The following is a 19,474-nucleotide window of genomic DNA, read 5'->3' on the forward strand; positions in this document are numbered from 1 at the left end:
AGATTCGATTTGAGGAAGAGGCCACAAAATGGTTAAGTCAAAGTTCATCGTACGATTGATCCTGGTCGTTGGATTGTTGTTCGTCGTCGTGGCTTATGCTCCGGCTGCACAAGCGTCAGCCCGGGAGGATCGGGTGATCACTCACGTGGTACACAAAGGTGAAACCCTGACCTCCATCGCTTCGAAATACGGCATCACGGCAAAGGCCATTGCGAAATACAACAGAATATCGGTCTCCACCAAACTGCAAACCAACACCCGGCTCAAGATTCCGCTCCCGGGCGCCAAGGCGACTCCGACGCCGACCCTGCAACCCCTGCCTGCGCTTCCCCCCATTCTGCCGACGACAAGACCCCAGAATGACGGTTAGGAGCGCGGCAGACAGCCACCGCTGACAGCTACCGATTGAAATCGGTGGCTGTCGCGTTTACCGGGCATTCGAGGGGTTCGGGCGGCGGTGGACGCATGATCATCTGTTCATGCCACGGCGACGCTCAGGCCGCCGGCCGCTAACGATGCCTGGGCCGCTGCCAGCACCCTCACCACCTGCAAGCCGTTGACGCCGTCTGTCAGCGGCGTTCGTCCCTCCCGGATGCAATCCACGTAGTGTTGACATTCCAACTGTAAAGGCTCGGTCATGTCCAGGCGCGGAATGGTGATGTCGCCTGAGTGTACCTTGACCTGAAACTCGCCGTAGCCCGGCTCGTTCTTGCGGTAGACGCCTTTGTCGTATATTTTTACCTTGCCTTCGGACGCGACATCGTCATACACCACCATGCGCCGGCTGCCCACCACCGTCAACTGCCGCGTTTTGCTGGGGTCAAGCCAACTGGCGTGAATGTGCCCGATCACACCGCCGGCAAATTCAAGGTTGACGAACACCACATCTTCCACACTGCCGCTGAGAAACGCCTGGCCGTGCGCGCTGACGCGCAGGGGCAGACCGCCCACCAGGTGCAGCATGATTGCAATGTCGTGCGGGGCGATGCTCCACAGCGCGTTGATGTCTGCCTGGACTCGCCCCAGGTTTACCCGCGTGCTGTACAGGTAGTATAAATCACCAAGCTCACCTTTGTCTAATAGCTGTTTGATATGGCGCAGCGCCGGGTGATATTCGAACACGTGCCCCACCATCAAGACACGGCTGCCGGCCTGCGCGGCAGCCACCATCTGCTCGGCGTCGGCCACGCTCAGCGCCAGGGGTTTTTCCACAAAGACATGCTTGCCGGCCGCCAGCGCCTCCAGGGCCAAACCTGCATGGGTGCGCGCGGGCGTCGCCAACACCACCGCGTCTATGTCTGATCGCTGCAGGACCGCGGCGCTGTCGGTCGTCATCTCAACCTGCGGATACTGCCGTTCCATGCGCGCCAACGCCTGCGCATCGGTATCGGTGCATACCATCAGGCGCCCACCGTTGACCTGGCTCAAGTTACGCGCCAGGTTCGGCCCCCAATAGCCGCAGCCAACCAAAGCAATTCGTACCGTTGATTCGTCCATGCGCTCCCTTGTTGAATTCAAGGCGCCAGCCACCCCACGCGCCGCACGGCCGCGGCCACCTGAGGGCTGCGCCAGGCGCCGCCAACCGCCGCACCAACCGGCTGCAGGGCGCCCAGCGCCTCGAGCGCCTGGCCCGGCGCCGCGCCTGCGACGCCAATGATCGCGTGGCCCCAGCGAAAATGGCCCATCAAATCGCCCGCGGCGCCGATGTCGCGTAACGCGGCCACCGCGTCCGCGCCCAACGCCAGCGAGGCTTCGTCGGCCGCAGCCACGGCCACGATGCGACCGGCCGGCAGTCCCTGGATAAAAGCAGCCAGCGCGCTCGACGCGGTCGGGTCGGCCAGGGTGTCGAAGCGACGCACAGCTTCCAGCGCGCCCTGCAGCGGTTCGATGACCGCCACGACATAGCCCGGCTCAGCGGGCGTGGTGACGACATCGCGGCCATTGACCCAGATATGAGCGAAATCGCCGCTCTCTTCGCCGGCGCTCTCGACAAAAATCGGGACGGGCGCGCGCTGGCCGGTTGCGCCAATCGCCCATGTTTCATCTGATTCTAACGGTAGTGGGTAGAGTTTGCCAAATTCCAGAATGACATCATTCAGGCCCGCACTCACGGCCCGGGCAGGAATCTCGACCGTCACCATTTGCCAGGTGGGCGCCAGCGCCTGCACGGGCGAGCGCCAGCCGTTGACGCGCACGCGCAGGGTCTGCCCTGGCCCGGCCGCTTTGGCTTCCAGGGTCAGGCGCGCCCCGGTCTCCGCCAGCGGCAGCAGCAGCCGGCTTTGCGTCCGCTCGGCCCACACCGCGTCCGGCGTCTCGCCATGCCAGACCCCGCCGAGAACCGGCGGCTGCAGCCAGCCGTTCCAGCCTTCGCCCAGGTAGAGCGTGCCCGCGGCAGCGGTCAAATCTACGTCGGTCGGTGATGGCGCCGCGATGTCCGTCACCGCGTAAAGGCGGATGCCCTCACGCACGGTCAGCAGGCGCACCGGCAGCACCGACTCGACATAAGTAACGAGATTGGGCGGCGCAGCGGCCTCGTGGATCGTGATGAGGCGAATGTCGAACTGGCGCAGCACAGCGGGCGCGGCGCGGCGATCGTGCTCCAGCAGTTGCTGCCAGGCAGTCGGATCGGCCAGCAGGCTGCGCAGGCGCTCATGCGGGGGCTGGTCGGCCGCGTTGGTCAGCGCCAGCAGGGTACTGAGCACAGGCGCCTGGCTGAAGTATTGAAACTTGAGAGTCGGATTGCGCGAGGTATTGCCGCCCAGCAGCCGTTTGTGATGCAGGGTCTGGTACCACTGCTGCTGCATGATGAGCGGGTCTTGTTTGCCCAGGACGCGTGCGCCGTTGCGCCAGCCCAGTGGCAGTTCCAGCAGCGTGAAATCGCCAGGCGTGGCTGCCACATCCTGGTAAACAGCCGGGACTTGGGCCAGGTTGTTCAACGGCAATGGCACGGAGAGATGTTCGAACAGAATCAGCAGCAGGCTGACCGCGGCGAGTGCGCTGCCGGCCGGCGCGGAAAACGGGCGCCCGCCGAATGAATTCGGGGCGCAAGGGCGTTCCGCCGCAAGGTCGGCCTGCGCCGACCGCTTACGAAAAATCTCCCTGCTGTGCCCAGCCAACACGGCCAGCCCCTCGGCCGCCAGCACGGCCAGGCTGAGCATCAGCATGACACTGAAGCGGCTGGGGTAGCGGTTGCCGTTGAAGAAGGGCAGCCGCGCCAGCAGGCAAAGGGGCCAGGAATGCCGGTATCCTGGCCGGCGATGCGCAGGGTGGGGCCGAGCGCCAGCAGGAAGAAGGCGAGCGCGGCCAGCGTCCAGAAGCGGCCGTCACCCCGACCGCGCCCCGCCCAGGCGCCCAGCAGCGCCAGCGCCAGCACAGAAAAACCGGGGTAGAGATGCTGCCCTTTGTCGTGCGGGAATGGCGCCGCCCGTGCCGCGGCGCCCAGCAGCGGGTGCAACTGCGTCGGCTGGGCAAAGCCGGCCAGATCGGCCGAGAAGAGGTCGGCAAAGCCACCTCCGCGGCTGAAGAAATCGCCCTCGGCCTGCAGATCGGGCAGCATGGCGGCCAGCAGGGGCAGCGCGGCCAGGGCGACTACCACGGCCATTGCCGCCAGGCCAAGCAGCCGCGGCGTCAGCCCGGCGCGCCGCGGGGAGATCAGCGCGGTAATCAACCAACGGATGCTGAACAGCCCGACCAGGATGAAGAGGAAACTGGCAAAGGTCATCTCCGCCCAAAGTTGCAGGGCCAGGAAAAGGCCGGCCAGCGCACCCTCGCGCAGCGCCTGGCGCAGCGTGACCGCCCGCCCCAGGCGCACCAGGTAGAGGGCGCAGAAGGGAATCCACTGCGAACTGGCGATGTTGGCCTGACCGAGCGCGGCGTAGAAGAGCTTGCTGGAGGCGAAGGCGTAGACGATCCCCGCGCCGAACGCCGGCCAGAAATCGGCCTGCGGGCGACGCAGCACCGTGCGCGCCAGCAAGAAGGCGCCGTAGCCGCTGAGCACGAAGGACGCGAGGATCAGGGCGTTGTTGGCAACGATGACGGAGGCGGCCGTTTGCAGTGGAACGGAGAGCAAGCCATTGAGCACCGTCAGCGTGTAGAACGCCAGGTTGATGCCGATCGGATAGAACATCCAGCGGCAGTCGAACAGATTGAGCTGGCGATCCACCGCGGCAAACTTGACCCACCATAGGTTCCAGGCCAGCGCGGGGTCATCAATGCCGTCGCCGGGGACATGGGTCGTGCCGTGCAGAATCAGCGGCCAGGTCAGCAGCAGGCTCAGCAGCAGGAAGCCGGCGAGCGCGACCAAGTGAGGATGGCGCCGATGATGAGATCGAAACCCGGTTTCTCGCAGAAGCCCGGTTTCTTCTTTTCTTGTCTCAACCGCTCGTTGCACGGTTTGCCTTTCGTGCCCGCTAGAGTACAATAGCGCCGCCATGAATGACAACCATCCAGCCTATCTCGACGCCCTGCACACCATCTTCGGCCGCGTTAATTTCGAGCGCCAGCCGCGCTTTGACTATTCCGCCACCACGCTCAACCTGGAGCGCATGCGGGCTTTGCTGGCCGACCTGGGGAATCCACAGCAGCATTTTCATATTGTACACGTCGCGGGCACCAAAGGCAAAGGCTCTGTCTGCGCCTTCATGGAGTCCATCCTGCGCGCGGCCGGCTACTGCACCGGTCTGTACACCTCGCCGCATCTGCACACGTTTCGTGAACGCATGCGCGTCAATGGTGCGCTCATCAGTCGCGCCGAGTTGGTGACGTTGGTTGCCCACTGCCGCCCGGCCAGCGAGCGCCTGCCTGGCGTGACCACCTTCGAGCTGATTACCGCGCTGGCCCTGACCCATTTTGCGCAGCAGGGGGTGCAATGGGCCGTGCTTGAAGTGGGATTGGGCGGCCGCCTCGATTCCACGAACGTGGTGCAGCCGGACATCACGGCCATCACCTCGCTGAGCTACGACCACATGGCGGTGCTCGGCGACACCCTGACGCAGATTGCCCACGAGAAAGCCGGCATCATCAAACCAGGGGTGCCGTTGGTCTGCGCACCGCAGGCGCCGGAAGCCCTGGCCGTCATCGAAGCCACCTGCCAGGAACGGCAGGCGCCCCTGCTGCTGCTGGATCGCGATACGGCAGTCGCCGCGGCCGTGGCCGGTTTCGACATCAGCCTGGTCGGCGCCCACCAGGCGGTCAACGCGGCGCTGGCCGTGGTGATGGCGCGGATGCTGCGCGGCCAGGGGCTGGCGCTCGCTGAAGCTGCCATTGCTGGCGGCCTGGCGCAGACGCGTTGGCCGGCGCGGTTCGAGACGTTGACAGTGGGAGGAGATTGGAGACCGGAGATTGGAGATTGGCCGGCGATCATTGCGGATGGTGCGCACAATGTGGACTCCGCGCAAAAGCTGGCCGCGCTGTTGGATTCGGTCAAACGTGCGCGGGGCGGTCGCCTGGCGTTGATCTTGGGCGCGTCGCTGGACAAGGACATCGCCGGTATGTTGACCGTGCTGGCGCCGGTGACCGACTTGCTCATCTGCACACACGCGCAGCACCCGCGCGCGGTTGCCCCGCAGAGCCTGGCGGAGATGGCGGCTGAGATCATGCACGGCGTGACCACGGCGGCGCCCACCGTGGACGCGGCGCTGGCGCTGGCGCTGGATTGGGCGTCACCCGCCGACGTGATCTGTCTTGCCGGCTCGCTCTTCATCGCCGCCGAAGGTCGCGAAGCCTGGGCGCGGCGCCATCCCGATCATTTTGCGCCCGATGATTGGGTCTTCGAAGCCGAGGCGTTGGAGTTGTGAACCGATGACCGCTTCTGCTCTCATCATGCGTCGTCCGGCCAGCCATACCGTGGCCGCGGCCGAAGCGCTGCTGCGGCGCGAGCCGGCCGATGACCTGGCCCTGTTCCATGAGGCGCCGGACGCGGCGCAGTTGGCTGCGACGTTAGCGGCCCTGGCCAACGCTCATGGCGGCGCGGTTGTGCTGGCGCCGACCAACGCCTTGCCCGACGCGCTGGCCGACCTGACGCAAAGCGCCTGCCTGCTGGCGCAGCCGCCGTTGATCCTGCCGCTGCCGGAGCTGCTGACGCTGCCTGGCGGCCTGGTCGCAATGATCAATGTGCCGTCGGGCTTGCCGCACGTCTACAGCGTGTATGGCGTCTACTGGACGCGCATGGCCGCCCAGAATCGGCCGCTGACCACCGAGGAACTGCGCCGCTTGCTCATGCAGCGCGATCCGGGCAGCGCCGGTTTCGAATCCACAGCCGTGCCTGGCAGCCGGCTCGATGATCTCGATCCGTCGCGCGTGCGCGCGTATGTGCAAGCGTTGTCGGGGCTGGCCGCGGACACGGTGGAAGAAGTGCTGCTCAGCCGCGGCTGCCTGACCGACACCGGCGGTGCGCTGGCGCCGACGGTGGCCGGCATTCTGCTCTTTGGCCGCGATCCGCAGCGTTTCTTGCGCTCGGCCGAGGTGATTGCCGTGCGCTACCAGGGCGCGGACATGAGCGATGAGTTCGTGCGCCAGGACATTCGCGGCGCGCTGCCGCAGCAGGTGCGCCTGGCCGAGGCTTTCGTGGCCGACCACATGCGGCGCACGAACCGCATCCGCGGCCTGGCGCGCGAGGAGGTTCCGGAGTATCCGATCTCCGTGGTGCGTGAGGCGCTGGTCAACGCGGTGGCGCACCGCGACTACGCCGCGCGGGGCGAGGGCATCCGACTGCTGATGTTCAGCGACCGCCTGCAGGTCTACTCACCGGGGCGCCTGCCAGGGCATGTGACGCTGGACAACCTGCTGGCGGAACGTTACAGCCGCAACGAGGCCATCGTGCAGATTTTGTCGGACATGGGTTTCAGCGAGCGCCTGGGCTATGGCATGGATCGCATGGTGCGCGTGATGAGCGAACATGGTCTGCCGCCGCCGCAGTTCACGGAGACCGCGGCCGGTTTCCAGGTGACGCTGCGCAACGGCGGGGAGATGATCGCCGCGTCCGCGCCGGCGTCGGCCGCCGGGGAAGCGCCGGCCCTGCGCTGGCGCGGCCTCAATCTGAATCCACGGCAGGAGAGCGCGCTGCAATTTCTAGCGCAGCGCGGGCGCATCACCAACAGCGATTACCAGGCACTGCAGCCGGAGGTCAGCGCGGAAACCCTGCGCCGCGACCTGGCCGACCTGGTGGATCAAGGCATTCTGCTGCGCGTGGGCGAGAAGCGCGCCACGTATTACATTCTCAAGTGACCGTGCCAGCAAGAAGCCCGGTCTCTACAAGAAACCCGGCTTCTGCCAGAAGCCGGATTTCTTACAATCCCACGTTATCCCACACGTATCCCACGAAATCCCACACGTATCCCACGCTGGTGCGGGTCTCGTGTGTTGTCACCTGGCCGTATGAAGAGGCGCCAATCATGTTATTTACCAGTGCAATCAGATCTGATCAAATCATCTCGCGTACACAAGGCTCCTCAAGCTGCGCGCCTCATCAATCTGGCAGCTCGCCGGGATAACGATAACACCGCGTAGGTGCCAGCAATACCAGTGGCCGGCGCATCGCCCAAATGCTGGATCTACAGGAGGCAAGTCTCCATGCAATTCGTCAGTCGCGTTCTGGGGACAGGCGGCCCGTTCTAACAAGAGCCAGGTTTTCTCCGCTGTCTGTCTGGGCATGAAAGCAAACCGCATCGAGTTGGGACACTTGCGCCGATAGTCGCGGTGCGCCGTGTTGTAGTCACCTTCCGCCTTCTCAATCGATGTCGTCAGTTCGTTCAAACCAGCACCTTGCCACTGGCTCGTGATTTCGGTCAAGAATGAGGTCGTCAATGGTCTGAATCGAAGGCGTATCCACGTCAGGTCTAATCGATGTGTTACTCAACGCCTGGCGGATGCCCGACGGCTTGCTGCGTACGCTTCAGGGATCTGACTCATGATCACAGGTAAATCCGCTGTTCGCTTTCCGGCGTGGGGCTACCGTGAACCTGAAGCTCATTTGAATTACCTTTTCCGGTTGGAATTTGTCCGCCACTTGCCGCACGACTGCGTCAATTGCCGGCTCAGGATGCGACGACATTCGGCTTCGAGCAATAAACGTTTACACTAGACACCATATTGAAACCTTGGCAGACCAAGATCGTCTGCTGGCATCCTGCGCCTCAACGCTATCAGACAGGGTGGATTCATGGCACTCATCAGTGCACCTCCTGGTGTTCAGGGTGCGGATCAGATTATACTCGAACCACAGCCGCCTGCCAACATAGACCGGTCAATCGGTATCAAGCCGGTTTGGAATGGCCTGTCGCAGGGCTTTGGCAGGCTGACCGATTTCAGTTATAATGCAGCCTGACAGCACATGCTGAGGGGGTGTGACCATGACGCTGGACGATATCATGCAAGATATTTACGCTCTGGAAGACGACATGCGCACTTATGAGCGCAAATATGGCGTCTTGTCCGAAACCTTCTATGAAGCCTACGCGAACGGTGAAGAACCGCCGGACGACGCATGGGTTCGTGATTGGACAGCCTGGGCCAGCGCGTACCGACTCTGGCTGCGACGGCGCGATCAGTATCAGGCAAGCTTCATTCCTTTCTGGCCGAAACCCAGTCCACCTGACGTAGCTCAGAGAGAACAGCGCGCCATGAACCCATTCCGGTCCTTGCGTGATTACGAACTCTACATCTATTCGCTGCAGCGAAGCGAATCTCAGATCACTCGCTCGACGTTGGTCGTGGCCCAGCGGGGTCGTCTGTTCGCCGAACTCACCGGCGATGTAACCTTCACAGGCGGCTATCGCCTTGCCGTATACGAACGCCTCACCTGGGACGCCAACACTGTCATCATCGAAGCCTACAGCTACGAAGTATGGCTTGGCGGCGAAAAACTCTACTGGTACGACTCGCAGCCGCATCCCAATGATCCCACCCTGGCCAGCACCCATCCGCACCACAAACACCTGCCGCCGGACATCAAGCATCACCGCGTGCCCGCGCCTGGCCTCAGCTTCTCACAGCCCAACCTGCCCTTTCTGATCGCCGAGATCCTGGAGTTCCTATTGTCAGCGGAGTCTGCAACCCGGTCGAGGTCGGTGTAACTCTGGGCGCGGTGGCCGAGACAGCCGGTTTACCACTTCACTAACCATCCATCCCAGATGCTTCCACTGCTTCGGTCATCGTCGTCGGAATTGTCATCGCTCCTCGTATCGGGGTAGCTTGAGTACGGGTCATAGTCTGGACGGTTGTCGCTGAATTCGCCAGATGTTGCATGCTCTGGATGGCCCAACAGAGGATAGGGCGGTGACGGCACGTAGTCAGGGCCAGGCAGTAGTGCCAGGAAGATGGCATAAACGATGGCGAGTATCGCGAAGACTATGATACCGCCGAAAATGCTCACTGCGGTGAGCACCAAAAAGACAATTCCTATCGTAGTCTGCACTGGCTCCAAATTGACGAAATTCTGAAGCAACTCCCGTGGAGAAGTTGAGCTATCGGGGTCAGCCAGTTGCAGCAAGCCGGACAGGATTGTGACGAACCAGCCGATCGGAAGAAGCAGAACCGTCACAAGGATGCAGTGCATGACCCAACGCCAACGCCTGCCAGCCGCCATCAACGCGAGTGCAGCGACCCACAGGCCTAGGCCACCCAAGACAGTATTGCGGCGGGTGGGATCGCCCAATAGCCAATCTAAGCAAGCGAGCGGAGAGTCAAAGCTGCATTCTAATGAATGAGCGCGCCCAACGCTGCCAATACCCGTGCCGGTCGTTCCCCCGGTGGGCGTCCGTGTCGCCACCGCTGGTGTAGACACTGCTCCTGATGCTGCTGGATTATCCGCTGCCACTGGCACCCTCGGCATACTATTGAGTAAATTGCCAAATATCCACGTCCCGTTGGCAGTCTGATACCAAGTGCCAGTTGAGTTTCGCCCAATGATGGTCAGCGTTTGTCCAGATTTGGCGACACCTACGCTGGGATAGTTAGTCCCAGGGCCAGTCCGCAGGTTGGCGTTGGTTTTCACCTTAACCACCACCTGCGGCGGATCGTCCGCGGCCTTGGTGGATGGCGGGCTCGTTGCTGGCGCGACTGAGGCTGGATTCGGTGTAGCGGTCGGTGGCGCGGGAATATTCATGGCTTCCGGGACGTCGGGCGCGCCGTCCACCAAGTTGCCGAAGATCCAAGCACCACTCGCTAGTTGGTACCAGTCTCCTGTGTGGTTGCGGGCTACGATCTCGATAGTCTGGCCAGCCTTGACGCTGCCAATTCGAGGGTAGTTTGTGCCCGGCCCGGAGCGCAAGTTGGCGTTGACCTTCACAGAGGCGGATGATCTTGCGGACGGGCTTTGGGTGACCGGAGTCGGCGGGGTTTGCGCTGGCCGCGCCGATTGCGCGGCTGACGGCGCGGCTAGCAGAGCAAAAAGAATGCCAAACCACATACAAATCCAGAATGGCACACTGCGACTGTGGCTCATCTTGCTGCTCCGGATACGTCGTTGCCACCCTCATTGGTGTACCTTTTGGCGATCATCCGAGTAGATTATACTCAAACCACAGCCACCTGCCAACACAGACTGTCCAACCAGCACCAACTACTTGTCGGGAGGAGAGTGAATAACGGGGGACCGAAGACGGCGAAGATCGCGCGGCGGGGGGTGCTTCGCGATCTTTGTGCTTCGCGATCTTCGTGTCACTTCGCGCCTTCGTGATCCAAACGCTACCGTCGCCGCGCGACATACGGCAGATACACGCCGCCTCCTGCGACGATACTGCGCTCTGCCCCGGTCGCGGTGTTCCCGCTCAAGTCCGCGCTGCGCACACGCAGGAAATACGTTGTTCCACCGCGCAGACCGGTCAGATTGATTTCATGCTGCCTCTCGAAGAGAGGATTCGTCACCGACTGCGGGTAGCTGCCCGTTTGCATCCCGTACAGCACCGTGCTGTTGGCAAACTCATTGGTGTTCCAGGTGACGCGGATGCTGGCGCCCACGCGCGTCACCACGACGTTGCTGATCTGCGGCGGCGCCGTGTCGCCAATGATCTCACGCGGAAAGGTGAGGGTCTCCCGCCGCCCGGCGTTGGCCGATTGCAGGATGATGCGGTTGGCGACCTGGGCAGAGCGCCTGCAGTGAGCCATCGGGCGCAGCCAGGCTGGCGTGCCGCAGGGCATTGGCCGCCTGTACGACGATGCGCCGGCCCACCTGCACGAACAACGAGTTCAGGGCGGACGGCAGTGCGCCGATGGCTTCATGCCGCCCCGCGTTGGCTGCCTGGAGATGCGGGCGGCAACCGCATCGGATTGGATATGGACTGGCGCCGGTTTCGCGCACCGCATCGGCGTTGTTGACAATGATGCCGCTCTGGCTGCGCACAGGCAGGGCGAACGGCAGCGCCAACAGGCCGAGCAGGATCAGGAAAATCAGATAGCGCGCGTTCATCATGGCACCCGGTAGACGAGGGCGAGGCCGGCGTAGGCCAATAGGTCGTTCCATTCCATACTTCAAATGTGTGATAGCGGCAGTGAGACGCCGTTAACGTGCCATCAGCATAGCCGGCCGTAGCCGCGATTTCAACGCCATCAAGCTTCAAGTGTGCGTCTTGCTCTCCGGCGCGTCGAAGCGACCAACTTCGTTCGTAGTAAGCGTAGCTGCCGGGCAGGTTGACCTGGAACTGACTCCCGTTGCGATTATCTTCGGCTGCCAGCAAGAGACGATTGGCATTGGGAAAGCGGAAATCGTAGTAGGTGGCGCCAGGGTACGAGACGCCCGCGGCATTGGCGGCGACGGCCAGGACGTTTTCGAGCAGCGTGGGAATCGACCCGCTGGTGTAGGCATGCCAGTCGAATATCTTGGCGGCCGGGTCCGCCGCCAGGTAGTAGGCCAGGAACCAGCCGCTGCGATGGATGTAGACATGGACATCGAAGCGCTCCGGGTAATTGGCCGGCGGCACCGAGCCGATGATGTAGTCGGATGTCTCCGCTTCGATCACGCGATAGATGCTGCGCACATCGCTCAGGTTGATGGCATTGCTGGCATGGAAATACGCGGAAATGCCGGCCTCGTCCTGGGGAAAGGCAGTCGGCGTATCGCCTTCTTCCTGCGCGTTGGCGATGGCTACGAAAGACGGCGCGGTCAGGCGGATGGCGTTGTCGCCGCTTGCCGGTGCGGCCGAACGGCCACTGAAACTCAAGGTGGCCAGGGTCAAACTCAGGAGAATGACCCAGCTCATGGGACGACGCAACAAATGGAAACTCATGTAATCGCTCCTTCTTCTTGATTCAGAATGAACTGCCAGGAGGCTTTGGCAGGTCGGCGGATTTCGGCTATAATGCAAGCCTGATCGCAGTGTGCTTATGGGGGTGAGATCATGACATTAGACGATATCATGCAAGATATTTATGCTTTGGAAGACGACATGCGCACCTATGAGCGCAAATATGGTGTTTTGTCCGAAACCTTCTATGAAGCCTACGCCAACGGCGAAGAACCGCCGGATGACGCATGGGTTCGTGATTGGACGGCCTGGGCCAGCGCGTACCGGCTGTGGCTGCGACGACGCGACCAATATCAGACAACGCTACACTTCTTTCTGGCCGAGACACGGTCTATCATTGACGTGATTCAGAGAACCGCGCGCCATGAACCCATTCCGGTCCTTGCGTGATTACGAACTCTACACCTATTCGCTGCAGCGAAGCGAATCTCAGATTACTCGCTCGACGTTGGTTGTGGCCCAGCGGGGTCGCCTGTTCGCCGAACTGGCGATGTAACTCTAATGGGAGGATACCGCCTCCGTCTACGAACGCCTCACCTGGGATGCTGGCGCTGTCACCATCGAGCCTACAGCTACGAAGTATGGCTGGCGGTGATAAGCTCTGGGTACGACTCGCAGCCGCATCGCCCACCCTGGCCGGCACCATCCTACCATAAACACCTGCCGCCAGACATCAAGCATCATCGTGTGCCTGCCCCAGGCCTCAACTTCTCGCAACCCAATCTACCCTTTCTGATCGCCGAGATCCTGGCGCTGGCGTCTTAGAGACTCAAAGCCACCACTGTCGGCTTGGGCGGCCTGCAACCGCTATCTAGAGGTGTTTCAGCGCTCCAATCGTTGGAAATGACGACCATAGACTGCCCTTGCTGTCCAGCAGGTTTTATGGCTTTTTCAGGCCAAATGCAGTCATAAACTGCTCATCAGGACGGCTCTTTCCTCGTTCAGCATTTCCCTGGCTTACTCGCACAAATCGAGCACCCTCTCCATCATAGGACCAAGATCCTTCAGCATGCTGAATGGATCCAAGCCTCCTGAGCCACTCGGCGTCTGCGCCAATTCCTGCTGACGCTTGGCCTGAATGCGCTGCAGGCGCTCGGCGCGCTCGCTGGCATAGATATCCACGTACCAGTTGCCGTCCTGGATGCGGCGTACGTCGTGCTGGTCGCAGAAGTTGAGCTCCATCGCGATGATCGGGTAACGCACCATACCGCTGGCCTGCACCAGGGCGTAATCGTCCCGGCTGCTGATCAGGTCCACTTTCAGGTTTTTGACGGTAAAATTCATCAACTTGGACGGGTCAAGGTTGAGAGGCCCGATCCCAAACGAAAAGGCGTCCAGCAGCCCCAGCGGGTAGCCGCCTCGCTGGCGATTCTCGGGCAGGATGGCGTCCATGTACGCGTCACGATCGCCTTTGGACAGGGCGTCGTACATGCGACGCACAACGCCTTGCGCCGGATTAGTTCTGGCGCTGGCGCACGCGCTCAGGATTACAAGAAGGCATACAAACGCAGCCCCTCGGCTAATCCTGGCAATCCAATCCCTCTTCATCATCGCTCACCTCCCATCGCTAAGCTACGATCTTGTGCCTCGCTTGACTTCCTATCCGAGAAAACGGCGGCCGTAGATTACCCACGAGCCGGAATTGAATGAAGATTTCCCAGCGGCAAAATTATGGTTTGACACGAAACAGATCGATGCGGACATCATCGCCGACGCGCGACATCGTTAGCCTGTCTTTTTCGAGTGTGACATCCGTGAACAATACCATAACCGGCCCCAGATCTCCTGAAATGGTCAACTGGATATCCTTGTCCTTCACGGTTTTGAACGTCCCCGCGAAACTGCGACCATCTTGAGTCCAGATCACCGCACCACCATCACGAAACTCGATTGTCAAGTCATCACTGCTGCCAGGCGCCAATTGCCATGTGCCGATCAGATTCGACTCTAAACTCGCGCCACAGGCGGTCAACATGCAGGTGATAAGCACCATGATGGCCCAAGCAAAATATGCACGACGTACCATATTCGAATCTCCCTTGCCTTGAAATCTGCCACGACCAGGCGTGTGATGCCTCCAAAACCTCAACGATTTCGGCGTTAATAACCACGGATAAGTGCACACGAAGCAACCTACGCGCTCAGCAAGCGCGCGTCGCCGAAGAAAGGCATTACCAGCGCCTGCGCAGTCTGCTGGAGCTGCTGCGCGTGGTCCTTTCCTCCCAACTCTTTATCCAATGCCATGAAGCGCGGCAGGTTCACCTTATCCTTGATCTCTTCCATCGTCTTCTTGGCAGCCTTGTATTCGCCGGCATGTTGCCAGATAATAATCGCGACAAACCCGGCGAGCCACACACCAACCCCTACAACAACGCCAATGTTCCAGTCTATTGAAGATCCAAACAGGATAATCGCGGCCGGCAAGCCGACAAACGTATAGCCCAAAGAAAGAGCAGTGTTGAACATGCACCCGTTGCGCGTCTCGTACTTGGCGATAGCAGACGTCGCTTCCATCAATCGCCGCCCTACATCGAAATTACTCACGTAGTAATTGTAATCGGGCAAGCGCGCGGCGGCCGCCGCCACCCGTCCAACTTCGTTCTGCTCATCCGCTGATAGCATTCCCAACAGGCGACGCTTGTTTTCACCGATCAACCGAACCGTATTCTTGGCGTACTCTTTGTCCCCCAGCTCCTGAAAGAGATCGGGCGTGATGCCACTGCTGAGCAGCCGCAACTCGACGACGCTGATGGCGCCGGCGGCGATTGGCCGACTGAGCCTCTTGCCGGCCTCGGTCATTGCTTGAACTCGAAAATCTGTCGAGGTACTGGATGATAGCCTGGATCAGCGCGCCTTCGGCCCTGCTGCGCAGTGTTTCGAGTTGTGACGCATTGTACATGCTGGCGCTCGCTGGCGGCGCCTAGCACTAAGTCCAGCCAACCCATAGTCAATTTCCTCCGATCAAGACTGTGTGATTGAAACTCTGATGAGATAGCCATCATGGCTCATGGTCATTTGTTAGACTTACGACGCCTGGCTTTCACGGCTGTCCGTTGGCGCTTGAACAACCGCAACAACGATGATCGCACTGCTAAAGATGATTGTGAGCCATGCGCCAATCGAAAAGGCTTGCCATGCCAACTCCAATGCGACCTTCATCGCTTCGATGCCTCCTTCGAGACCAACCCTCACGAGGGCGTAGAGAATGGCCCCGAGCGGAATGATGCCGGCAATCGCTCCAATGGCACGATTATCGAGATCAACGAAGCTGAGGCATAGGGCCGTACCAGCCACGATGGGAATGATCCAGGCATAGGTGCCGTACGAACCGAGCTGACCGAGGTTGTACCCGGATACGCCGACGCCAAAAATTTGGACCCAGGGCATGAAAAAGGCCGCAAGCAAGCCAACGGCGCACACGGCAACGGGTGTGGATGGGTTTGTATTCAGGTTCACGATACCCTCCTGTGGTTTTCCCGGCAAACCGACTTGACGTATCTGGTCGAAACAGATAAACTGAGTCTACGCCATCCTTCACAGCGTAACACATCCCACCCCTGGAATGTCGGAAATTTTTCCTGGGAATTCTACCCGACAGGAGGCCCCATGCCTGCTGACTGGAAACGCTTCGGTAACCTGCTGACCAACCTTCTTTGGCAAATCAAAGACGCGGGCGGTCCTCCGCTCGAAGACCTCCAAGAAATCATCGGCCAGACCCTCGGTAAGCGGGGCGGTGATTCGATCGCCAAATGGCGCCGGGGCCAGCCCGTCGCGCGCCAACAGGATGTCGAAGGCCTGGTGCAGGCATTGGCCGCGTGGGCGCAGGAAGTTGAACTGCCGCGGGAATCGTTTCAACTCGATCTGCGCACTCTGCTCACCCTGGCCGGCCATCCACATCCTGTCGCAGTGTTACCCGCGCTCGCTCAGCCGGCGCCGGCGCCGCAGCCGCCCCGTCCGGCCAAGCCCGCCGGCCGCACGGATTGGGGCCGCTCACCGGATGTGGCCGTTCTTCGTGGGGCGTGAGTCAAGAACTGGCGCAGTTGCGTCACGTCTTGCAGACCGACCACAGTCGCTTGGTGGGTATCTTCGGCCTGGGCGGAGTCGGCAAGACATTTCTGACCAAAAAGGCGGCGTTGGACGCGGCGCCGGCGTTCGACGCCACGCTATGGGTGCTGCTGCAGGACGGCCCGCCCCTGGATGAAGTGCTGAGCGATTGCATCCATTTCTTTTCGGACTATCGCGACACTGCTCTGCCCGCCACCACGGCCGGCCGTATTGACCGGCTGCTAACCTACTTCCGCCAACAGCGCTGCCTGCTGATCTTCGACAAGCTCGAGGCCGTCATGCGCCCCGGTGGACCGGCAGGCCATTTTCGTGACGGCTACGCCGCCTACGGCGATCTGATTCAGGCCGTGGCGGAAACCGAGCACCAGGGTTGCCTGGTCGTGGTCAGTCGCGAAAAGCCGCGGGATATGGCGCTGGGAAGGACCGTTGGCGCGCGGTCGAGTCTCTGCCGCTGAAAGGGATCAGCGTCGCTGATGCCCAGGACATTCTGAAGGGCTCGCAGCTCATCGGCAGCGACGCCGACTGGGAAGCCCTGGTCAGGCACTATGCCGGCAATCCCTTGATGCTGCAGCTGGCGGCTGCGCCGATTCGTGATCTGTACGCAGGCCAGCTGGCCGATTTCCTGACCAGCCAGCGCTTCGCGTTCGAAGATGTCAATGACCTGCTCGATGAACACGTCGACCGCCTTTCGGCCAGCGAGCAGGATGTCATGCATTGGCTGGCGCTCGAGCGCACGGCGCTGTCCCCGGACTACCTGGCGGAATATCTGCTGCCTCGCCAACCCATCAACGATGTCTGGACGACCCTCAGCTCCTTACTGCGCCGTCACCTGGTGGACAAGGGCCAGGCCGGCTTCTTCCTGCAGGACATCGTGCTGGAATATGTCACCAATCGCCTGGTACAAACCCTGGGCGAAGAGATCATACAAGGTCGGGCTGACCATTTTCGACGCTTTCCCTTGCTCAACGCTACGGCCAGGGAGTACAAACGTCTCGGCCAGGAACGCTTCATTGCTGCTCCCCTGGCCGAGAGCCTGCGCCAGGCATGGCCGCAACGGGGCATGGCGCGGCGCCTGGTTGACCTCGTAACGATGGAGCGCGGCACGGGCCTGCCTGGCTATACGGCCGGCAACAGCCTCAATCTCCTCCGACACATTGGGGATGATCTCACCGGCGCCGATTTTTCCCAGGTGAGCGTCTGGCGCGCCTTTCTGCAGGGCGTGGATCTGCACGGAGTCAACCTGGCGGGTGCGGACCTGCACGAGACCGTGTTTACGGAGGCTTTTTCTAGCGTGGCGGCCCTCGGGCTCAGCCCGGACGGCGCGTTGTTGGCGGCCGGCGCGGACAGCGGCGACATCTACCTCTGGCGCTGCCGGGACTTCAAGCGCTTGCTCACCCTCAAAGGCCACAGCGATTGGGTGCGCTCGGTAACGTTCGGCCCCGACGGCCGGCTGCTCGCCAGCGCCAGCAGCGATAAAACGGTGCGACTCTGGGATGTTCAGACCGGCCACTGTTTGTGCAGCCTGGCAGGGCATGAAAACCGTGTGCGCTCGGTGGCATTCAGCCCAGACGGCAGCCTGCTCGTCAGCGCCAGCAGCGATCAGACGGTGCGCCTGTGGCGCGTCGCGGATGGCCGGCTCCTGCGCACCCTGGTTGGGCACCAGGATGTGGTCTGGACCGCCCGCTTCAGTGCGAGCGGTCGCTGGCTGGCGAGCTGTAGTTACGACAAGACGATCAGACTGTGGGATGTGGCGACCGGCGCGTGTCTGCGCACCCTGACGGGACATGACGGCTGTGTCTTGCCGCTGGCCTTTCATCCCACCACCGAACACCTCCTGGCCAGCGGGAGCGATGACAAAACAGTGCGGCTGTGGGATGTGCGCGATGGCGCCTGCCTGCATATCTTTGCCGACCATGAGGCTGAGGTGCGCAGCGTGGCCTTCAGCCCGGACGGCGCCTGGCTCGCCAGCGGCAGCCATGACCGCCGCGTACGCATCTGGCGCATGGACGACTATGCGCCGTACCGTCTCTTCGAGGGGCATCGTGATGCCATCGAGGCGCTGGCCTTTGCGCCTGACTCCGATGCGCCCCTGCTCTATGTGGGCAGTCACGACCAATCTATCCACGTGTGGGATGTGCGCGGCCCGCAGCGCGTGCGGACTTTGCAGGGGCATGTGGATCGCGCCTGGACCGTGGATTGGCACCCGCAGCGCCCGTGGCTGGCGACTGGAGGGAGTGATGGGCACATTCGAATTTGGGATCTCGATCAGAGGCGCTGTCTGCACGACTTGACCGGGCACAGTGGCTGGGTTGAAATGATCGCCTTCAGCCCCGATGGCAGCCAACTGGCCAGTGTGGGCAACGACAAGACCGTCCGCGTGTGGGACACGCAGGATGGCCGGCTATTGCTATCTCATCGCCAACACAGCCAGCCGGTTGCGGCGGTCGCTTTTCACCCGAATGGGCGCTTGATTGCCAGTGGCAGTGAAGACAGTAGCGTTTGCCTGTGGAACTTGAACAGCGGTGAATTGGTGACGCTGCCGGAGCACCCCAACTCTGTGCGCGGGCTGGCCTTTTCCGCAGATGGTCACTGGTTAGCCAGTGGCGATGACGACGGCACAGTACGACTGTGGGATATCAAGACGCGGTACATCGCCTACACATGGCAGATGGACGCTGCCGTGTGGGGGCTGGCCTTCGCGAAACCCGGAATACTGGCAAGCGGCAGTCACGACGGGACAATACGGTTATGGGACATTGAGTCGGGAGCATGCATCCTGACTTGGGCCGCGCACAGCGATGTGATTGCGGCCTTGGCCTTGCACCCGTACGCAAGGCTCCTCGCCAGCGCCAGCTATGACACGACGGTCCGCCTGTGGGATGCCGACACTGATGCACTGGTGCGCACGCTGCAGGGTGAAACCCGTGTGCCGGCCATCGCCTTCAGCCCCGATGGGCGCCTGCTGGCCGGCGGCAGTCACACCGAGACGGTGCGCATCTGGGATATCGAGAGCGGTCAAGTTGTTCAGGAGATCCGCAGCCCGCGGCCCTACGATGGGCTGAATATCACCGGTGTGACTGGCTTGACCGATGCCGAAATTCGCATGCTCAAGCAACTGGGCGCGGTAGAATTCGCTGCGTGATCGCCTGCTCAACCTCACTCATGCCAGC

The 19,474-nt window shown here is 61.7% G+C and carries 18 protein-coding genes; 8 read left to right on the top strand and 10 right to left on the bottom strand.

Annotated features, from left to right (window positions below; all coding sequences use genetic code 11):
* Positions 1-28: 28 nt before the first annotated feature.
* A complete protein-coding gene (locus IPF85_RS09680) occupies positions 29-370 on the top strand; it encodes a LysM domain-containing protein (RefSeq protein ID WP_343407877.1) in 342 nt (113 codons plus the stop codon).
* Between the two features lie 107 nt (positions 371-477).
* Here IPF85_RS09680 and IPF85_RS09685 read toward each other — a convergent pair whose 3' ends face one another.
* The 3 genes from IPF85_RS09685 to IPF85_RS09695 are packed head-to-tail and all read right to left on the bottom strand — an operon-like array spanning position 478 to position 4,303.
* The gene (locus IPF85_RS09685) at positions 478-1,497 is read right to left on the bottom strand and encodes a Gfo/Idh/MocA family oxidoreductase (protein ID WP_343407878.1); all 1,020 of its coding nucleotides are present in this window, start codon (positions 1,495-1,497) and stop codon (positions 478-480) included.
* A 17-nt stretch (positions 1,498-1,514) separates the two neighbouring features.
* A complete protein-coding gene (locus IPF85_RS09690) occupies positions 1,515-3,164 on the bottom strand; it encodes an interleukin-like EMT inducer domain-containing protein (protein ID WP_343407879.1) in 1,650 nt (549 codons plus the stop codon).
* Entirely contained in the window at positions 3,158-4,303 is a 1,146-nt protein-coding gene (locus IPF85_RS09695) for a hypothetical protein (RefSeq protein WP_343407880.1), read from the bottom strand. Before IPF85_RS09695 ends, IPF85_RS09690 begins: the two co-directional genes overlap by 7 nt.
* Before the next feature lie 127 nt (positions 4,304-4,430).
* On the opposite strand from IPF85_RS09695, the gene IPF85_RS09700 reads away from it, so the two are divergent.
* The 3 genes from IPF85_RS09700 (at position 4,431) to IPF85_RS09710 (ending at position 9,071) form a co-directional block, all read left to right on the top strand.
* The gene (locus tag IPF85_RS09700; protein WP_343407881.1) at positions 4,431-5,795 is read left to right on the top strand and encodes a folylpolyglutamate synthase/dihydrofolate synthase family protein; all 1,365 of its coding nucleotides are present in this window, start codon (positions 4,431-4,433) and stop codon (positions 5,793-5,795) included.
* A 4-nt stretch (positions 5,796-5,799) separates the two neighbouring features.
* Positions 5,800-7,224, top strand: a complete 1,425-nt coding sequence (locus IPF85_RS09705; protein WP_343407882.1) for an ATP-binding protein — start codon at positions 5,800-5,802, stop codon at positions 7,222-7,224.
* Positions 7,225-8,348: 1,124 nt separating this feature from the next.
* Positions 8,349-9,071: a DUF6516 family protein gene (locus tag IPF85_RS09710; RefSeq protein ID WP_343407883.1), complete on the top strand. Its 723-nt coding sequence runs from the start codon at positions 8,349-8,351 to the stop codon at positions 9,069-9,071.
* 29 nt (positions 9,072-9,100) lie between these two features.
* On the opposite strand, the gene IPF85_RS09715 is transcribed toward IPF85_RS09710, so the two are convergent.
* From IPF85_RS09715 to IPF85_RS09725, 3 genes are all read right to left on the bottom strand, one after another.
* The gene (locus tag IPF85_RS09715; protein WP_343407884.1) at positions 9,101-10,441 is read right to left on the bottom strand and encodes an SH3 domain-containing protein; all 1,341 of its coding nucleotides are present in this window, start codon (positions 10,439-10,441) and stop codon (positions 9,101-9,103) included.
* Between the two features lie 242 nt (positions 10,442-10,683).
* On the bottom strand, positions 10,684-11,136 hold the full coding sequence (locus tag IPF85_RS09720) for a fibronectin type III domain-containing protein (protein WP_343407885.1): 453 nt from the start codon (positions 11,134-11,136) through the stop codon (positions 10,684-10,686).
* Positions 11,137-11,213: 77 nt separating this feature from the next.
* Positions 11,214-12,221 (bottom strand): hypothetical protein, encoded by a 1,008-nt coding sequence (locus IPF85_RS09725; RefSeq protein ID WP_343407886.1) that lies wholly within the window; start codon positions 12,219-12,221, stop codon positions 11,214-11,216.
* A gap of 111 nt (positions 12,222-12,332) precedes the next feature.
* Between IPF85_RS09725 and IPF85_RS09730 the strand changes: the two genes are divergently transcribed.
* On the top strand, positions 12,333-12,629 hold the full coding sequence (locus IPF85_RS09730; RefSeq protein ID WP_343407887.1) for a hypothetical protein: 297 nt from the start codon (positions 12,333-12,335) through the stop codon (positions 12,627-12,629).
* A gap of 567 nt (positions 12,630-13,196) precedes the next feature.
* On the opposite strand, the gene IPF85_RS09735 is transcribed toward IPF85_RS09730, so the two are convergent.
* The 4 genes from IPF85_RS09735 to IPF85_RS09750 all read right to left on the bottom strand — a co-directional run bounded on the left by IPF85_RS09735 (position 13,197) and on the right by IPF85_RS09750 (position 15,695).
* Entirely contained in the window at positions 13,197-13,631 is a 435-nt protein-coding gene (locus IPF85_RS09735) for a hypothetical protein (RefSeq protein WP_343407888.1), read from the bottom strand.
* 277 nt (positions 13,632-13,908) lie between these two features.
* Entirely contained in the window at positions 13,909-14,265 is a 357-nt protein-coding gene (locus IPF85_RS09740; RefSeq protein ID WP_343407889.1) for a hypothetical protein, read from the bottom strand.
* A gap of 107 nt (positions 14,266-14,372) precedes the next feature.
* The gene (locus tag IPF85_RS09745) at positions 14,373-15,038 is read right to left on the bottom strand and encodes a hypothetical protein (protein WP_343407890.1); all 666 of its coding nucleotides are present in this window, start codon (positions 15,036-15,038) and stop codon (positions 14,373-14,375) included.
* Between the two features lie 225 nt (positions 15,039-15,263).
* Positions 15,264-15,695, bottom strand: a complete 432-nt coding sequence (locus IPF85_RS09750; protein WP_343407891.1) for a hypothetical protein — start codon at positions 15,693-15,695, stop codon at positions 15,264-15,266.
* Positions 15,696-15,845: 150 nt separating this feature from the next.
* Between IPF85_RS09750 and IPF85_RS09755 the strand changes: the two genes are divergently transcribed.
* The 3 genes from IPF85_RS09755 to IPF85_RS09765 are packed head-to-tail and all read left to right on the top strand — an operon-like array spanning position 15,846 to position 19,446.
* Positions 15,846-16,262: a hypothetical protein gene (locus IPF85_RS09755; protein WP_343407892.1), complete on the top strand. Its 417-nt coding sequence runs from the start codon at positions 15,846-15,848 to the stop codon at positions 16,260-16,262.
* On the top strand, positions 16,259-16,759 hold the full coding sequence (locus IPF85_RS09760; RefSeq protein ID WP_343407893.1) for an NB-ARC domain-containing protein: 501 nt from the start codon (positions 16,259-16,261) through the stop codon (positions 16,757-16,759). Before IPF85_RS09755 ends, IPF85_RS09760 begins: the two co-directional genes overlap by 4 nt.
* Positions 16,675-19,446, top strand: a complete 2,772-nt coding sequence (locus IPF85_RS09765) for a WD40 repeat domain-containing protein (RefSeq protein WP_343407894.1) — start codon at positions 16,675-16,677, stop codon at positions 19,444-19,446. Before IPF85_RS09760 ends, IPF85_RS09765 begins: the two co-directional genes overlap by 85 nt.
* Positions 19,447-19,474 lie beyond the last annotated feature (28 nt).

The sequence above is a fragment of the Candidatus Amarolinea dominans genome (genome assembly GCF_016704685.1).
Classification (GTDB): domain Bacteria; phylum Chloroflexota; class Anaerolineae; order SSC4; family Amarolineaceae; genus Amarolinea; species Amarolinea dominans.

Excerpts from the sequence above, each read along its gene's own strand:
- IPF85_RS09720 (WP_343407885.1), bottom strand. The coding sequence starts at position 11,136 with ATGCCCTGCGGCACGCCAGCCTGGCTGCGCCCGATGGCTCACTGCAGG.
- IPF85_RS09680 (WP_343407877.1), top strand. The coding sequence starts at position 29 with ATGGTTAAGTCAAAGTTCATCGTACGATTGATCCTGGTCGTTGGATTG.
- IPF85_RS09740 (WP_343407889.1), bottom strand. The coding sequence starts at position 14,265 with ATGGTACGTCGTGCATATTTTGCTTGGGCCATCATGGTGCTTATCACC.
- IPF85_RS09710 (WP_343407883.1), top strand. The coding sequence starts at position 8,349 with ATGACGCTGGACGATATCATGCAAGATATTTACGCTCTGGAAGACGAC.
- IPF85_RS09730 (WP_343407887.1), top strand. The coding sequence starts at position 12,333 with ATGACATTAGACGATATCATGCAAGATATTTATGCTTTGGAAGACGAC.
- IPF85_RS09715 (WP_343407884.1), bottom strand. The coding sequence starts at position 10,441 with ATGAGCCACAGTCGCAGTGTGCCATTCTGGATTTGTATGTGGTTTGGC.
- IPF85_RS09725 (WP_343407886.1), bottom strand. The coding sequence starts at position 12,221 with ATGAGTTTCCATTTGTTGCGTCGTCCCATGAGCTGGGTCATTCTCCTG.
- IPF85_RS09735 (WP_343407888.1), bottom strand. The coding sequence starts at position 13,631 with ATGGACGCCATCCTGCCCGAGAATCGCCAGCGAGGCGGCTACCCGCTG.
- IPF85_RS09685 (WP_343407878.1), bottom strand. The coding sequence starts at position 1,497 with ATGGACGAATCAACGGTACGAATTGCTTTGGTTGGCTGCGGCTATTGG.
- IPF85_RS09700 (WP_343407881.1), top strand. The coding sequence starts at position 4,431 with ATGAATGACAACCATCCAGCCTATCTCGACGCCCTGCACACCATCTTC.
- IPF85_RS09690 (WP_343407879.1), bottom strand. The coding sequence starts at position 3,164 with ATGCTGATGCTCAGCCTGGCCGTGCTGGCGGCCGAGGGGCTGGCCGTG.
- IPF85_RS09705 (WP_343407882.1), top strand. The coding sequence starts at position 5,800 with ATGACCGCTTCTGCTCTCATCATGCGTCGTCCGGCCAGCCATACCGTG.
- IPF85_RS09755 (WP_343407892.1), top strand. The coding sequence starts at position 15,846 with ATGCCTGCTGACTGGAAACGCTTCGGTAACCTGCTGACCAACCTTCTT.
- IPF85_RS09745 (WP_343407890.1), bottom strand. The coding sequence starts at position 15,038 with ATGACCGAGGCCGGCAAGAGGCTCAGTCGGCCAATCGCCGCCGGCGCC.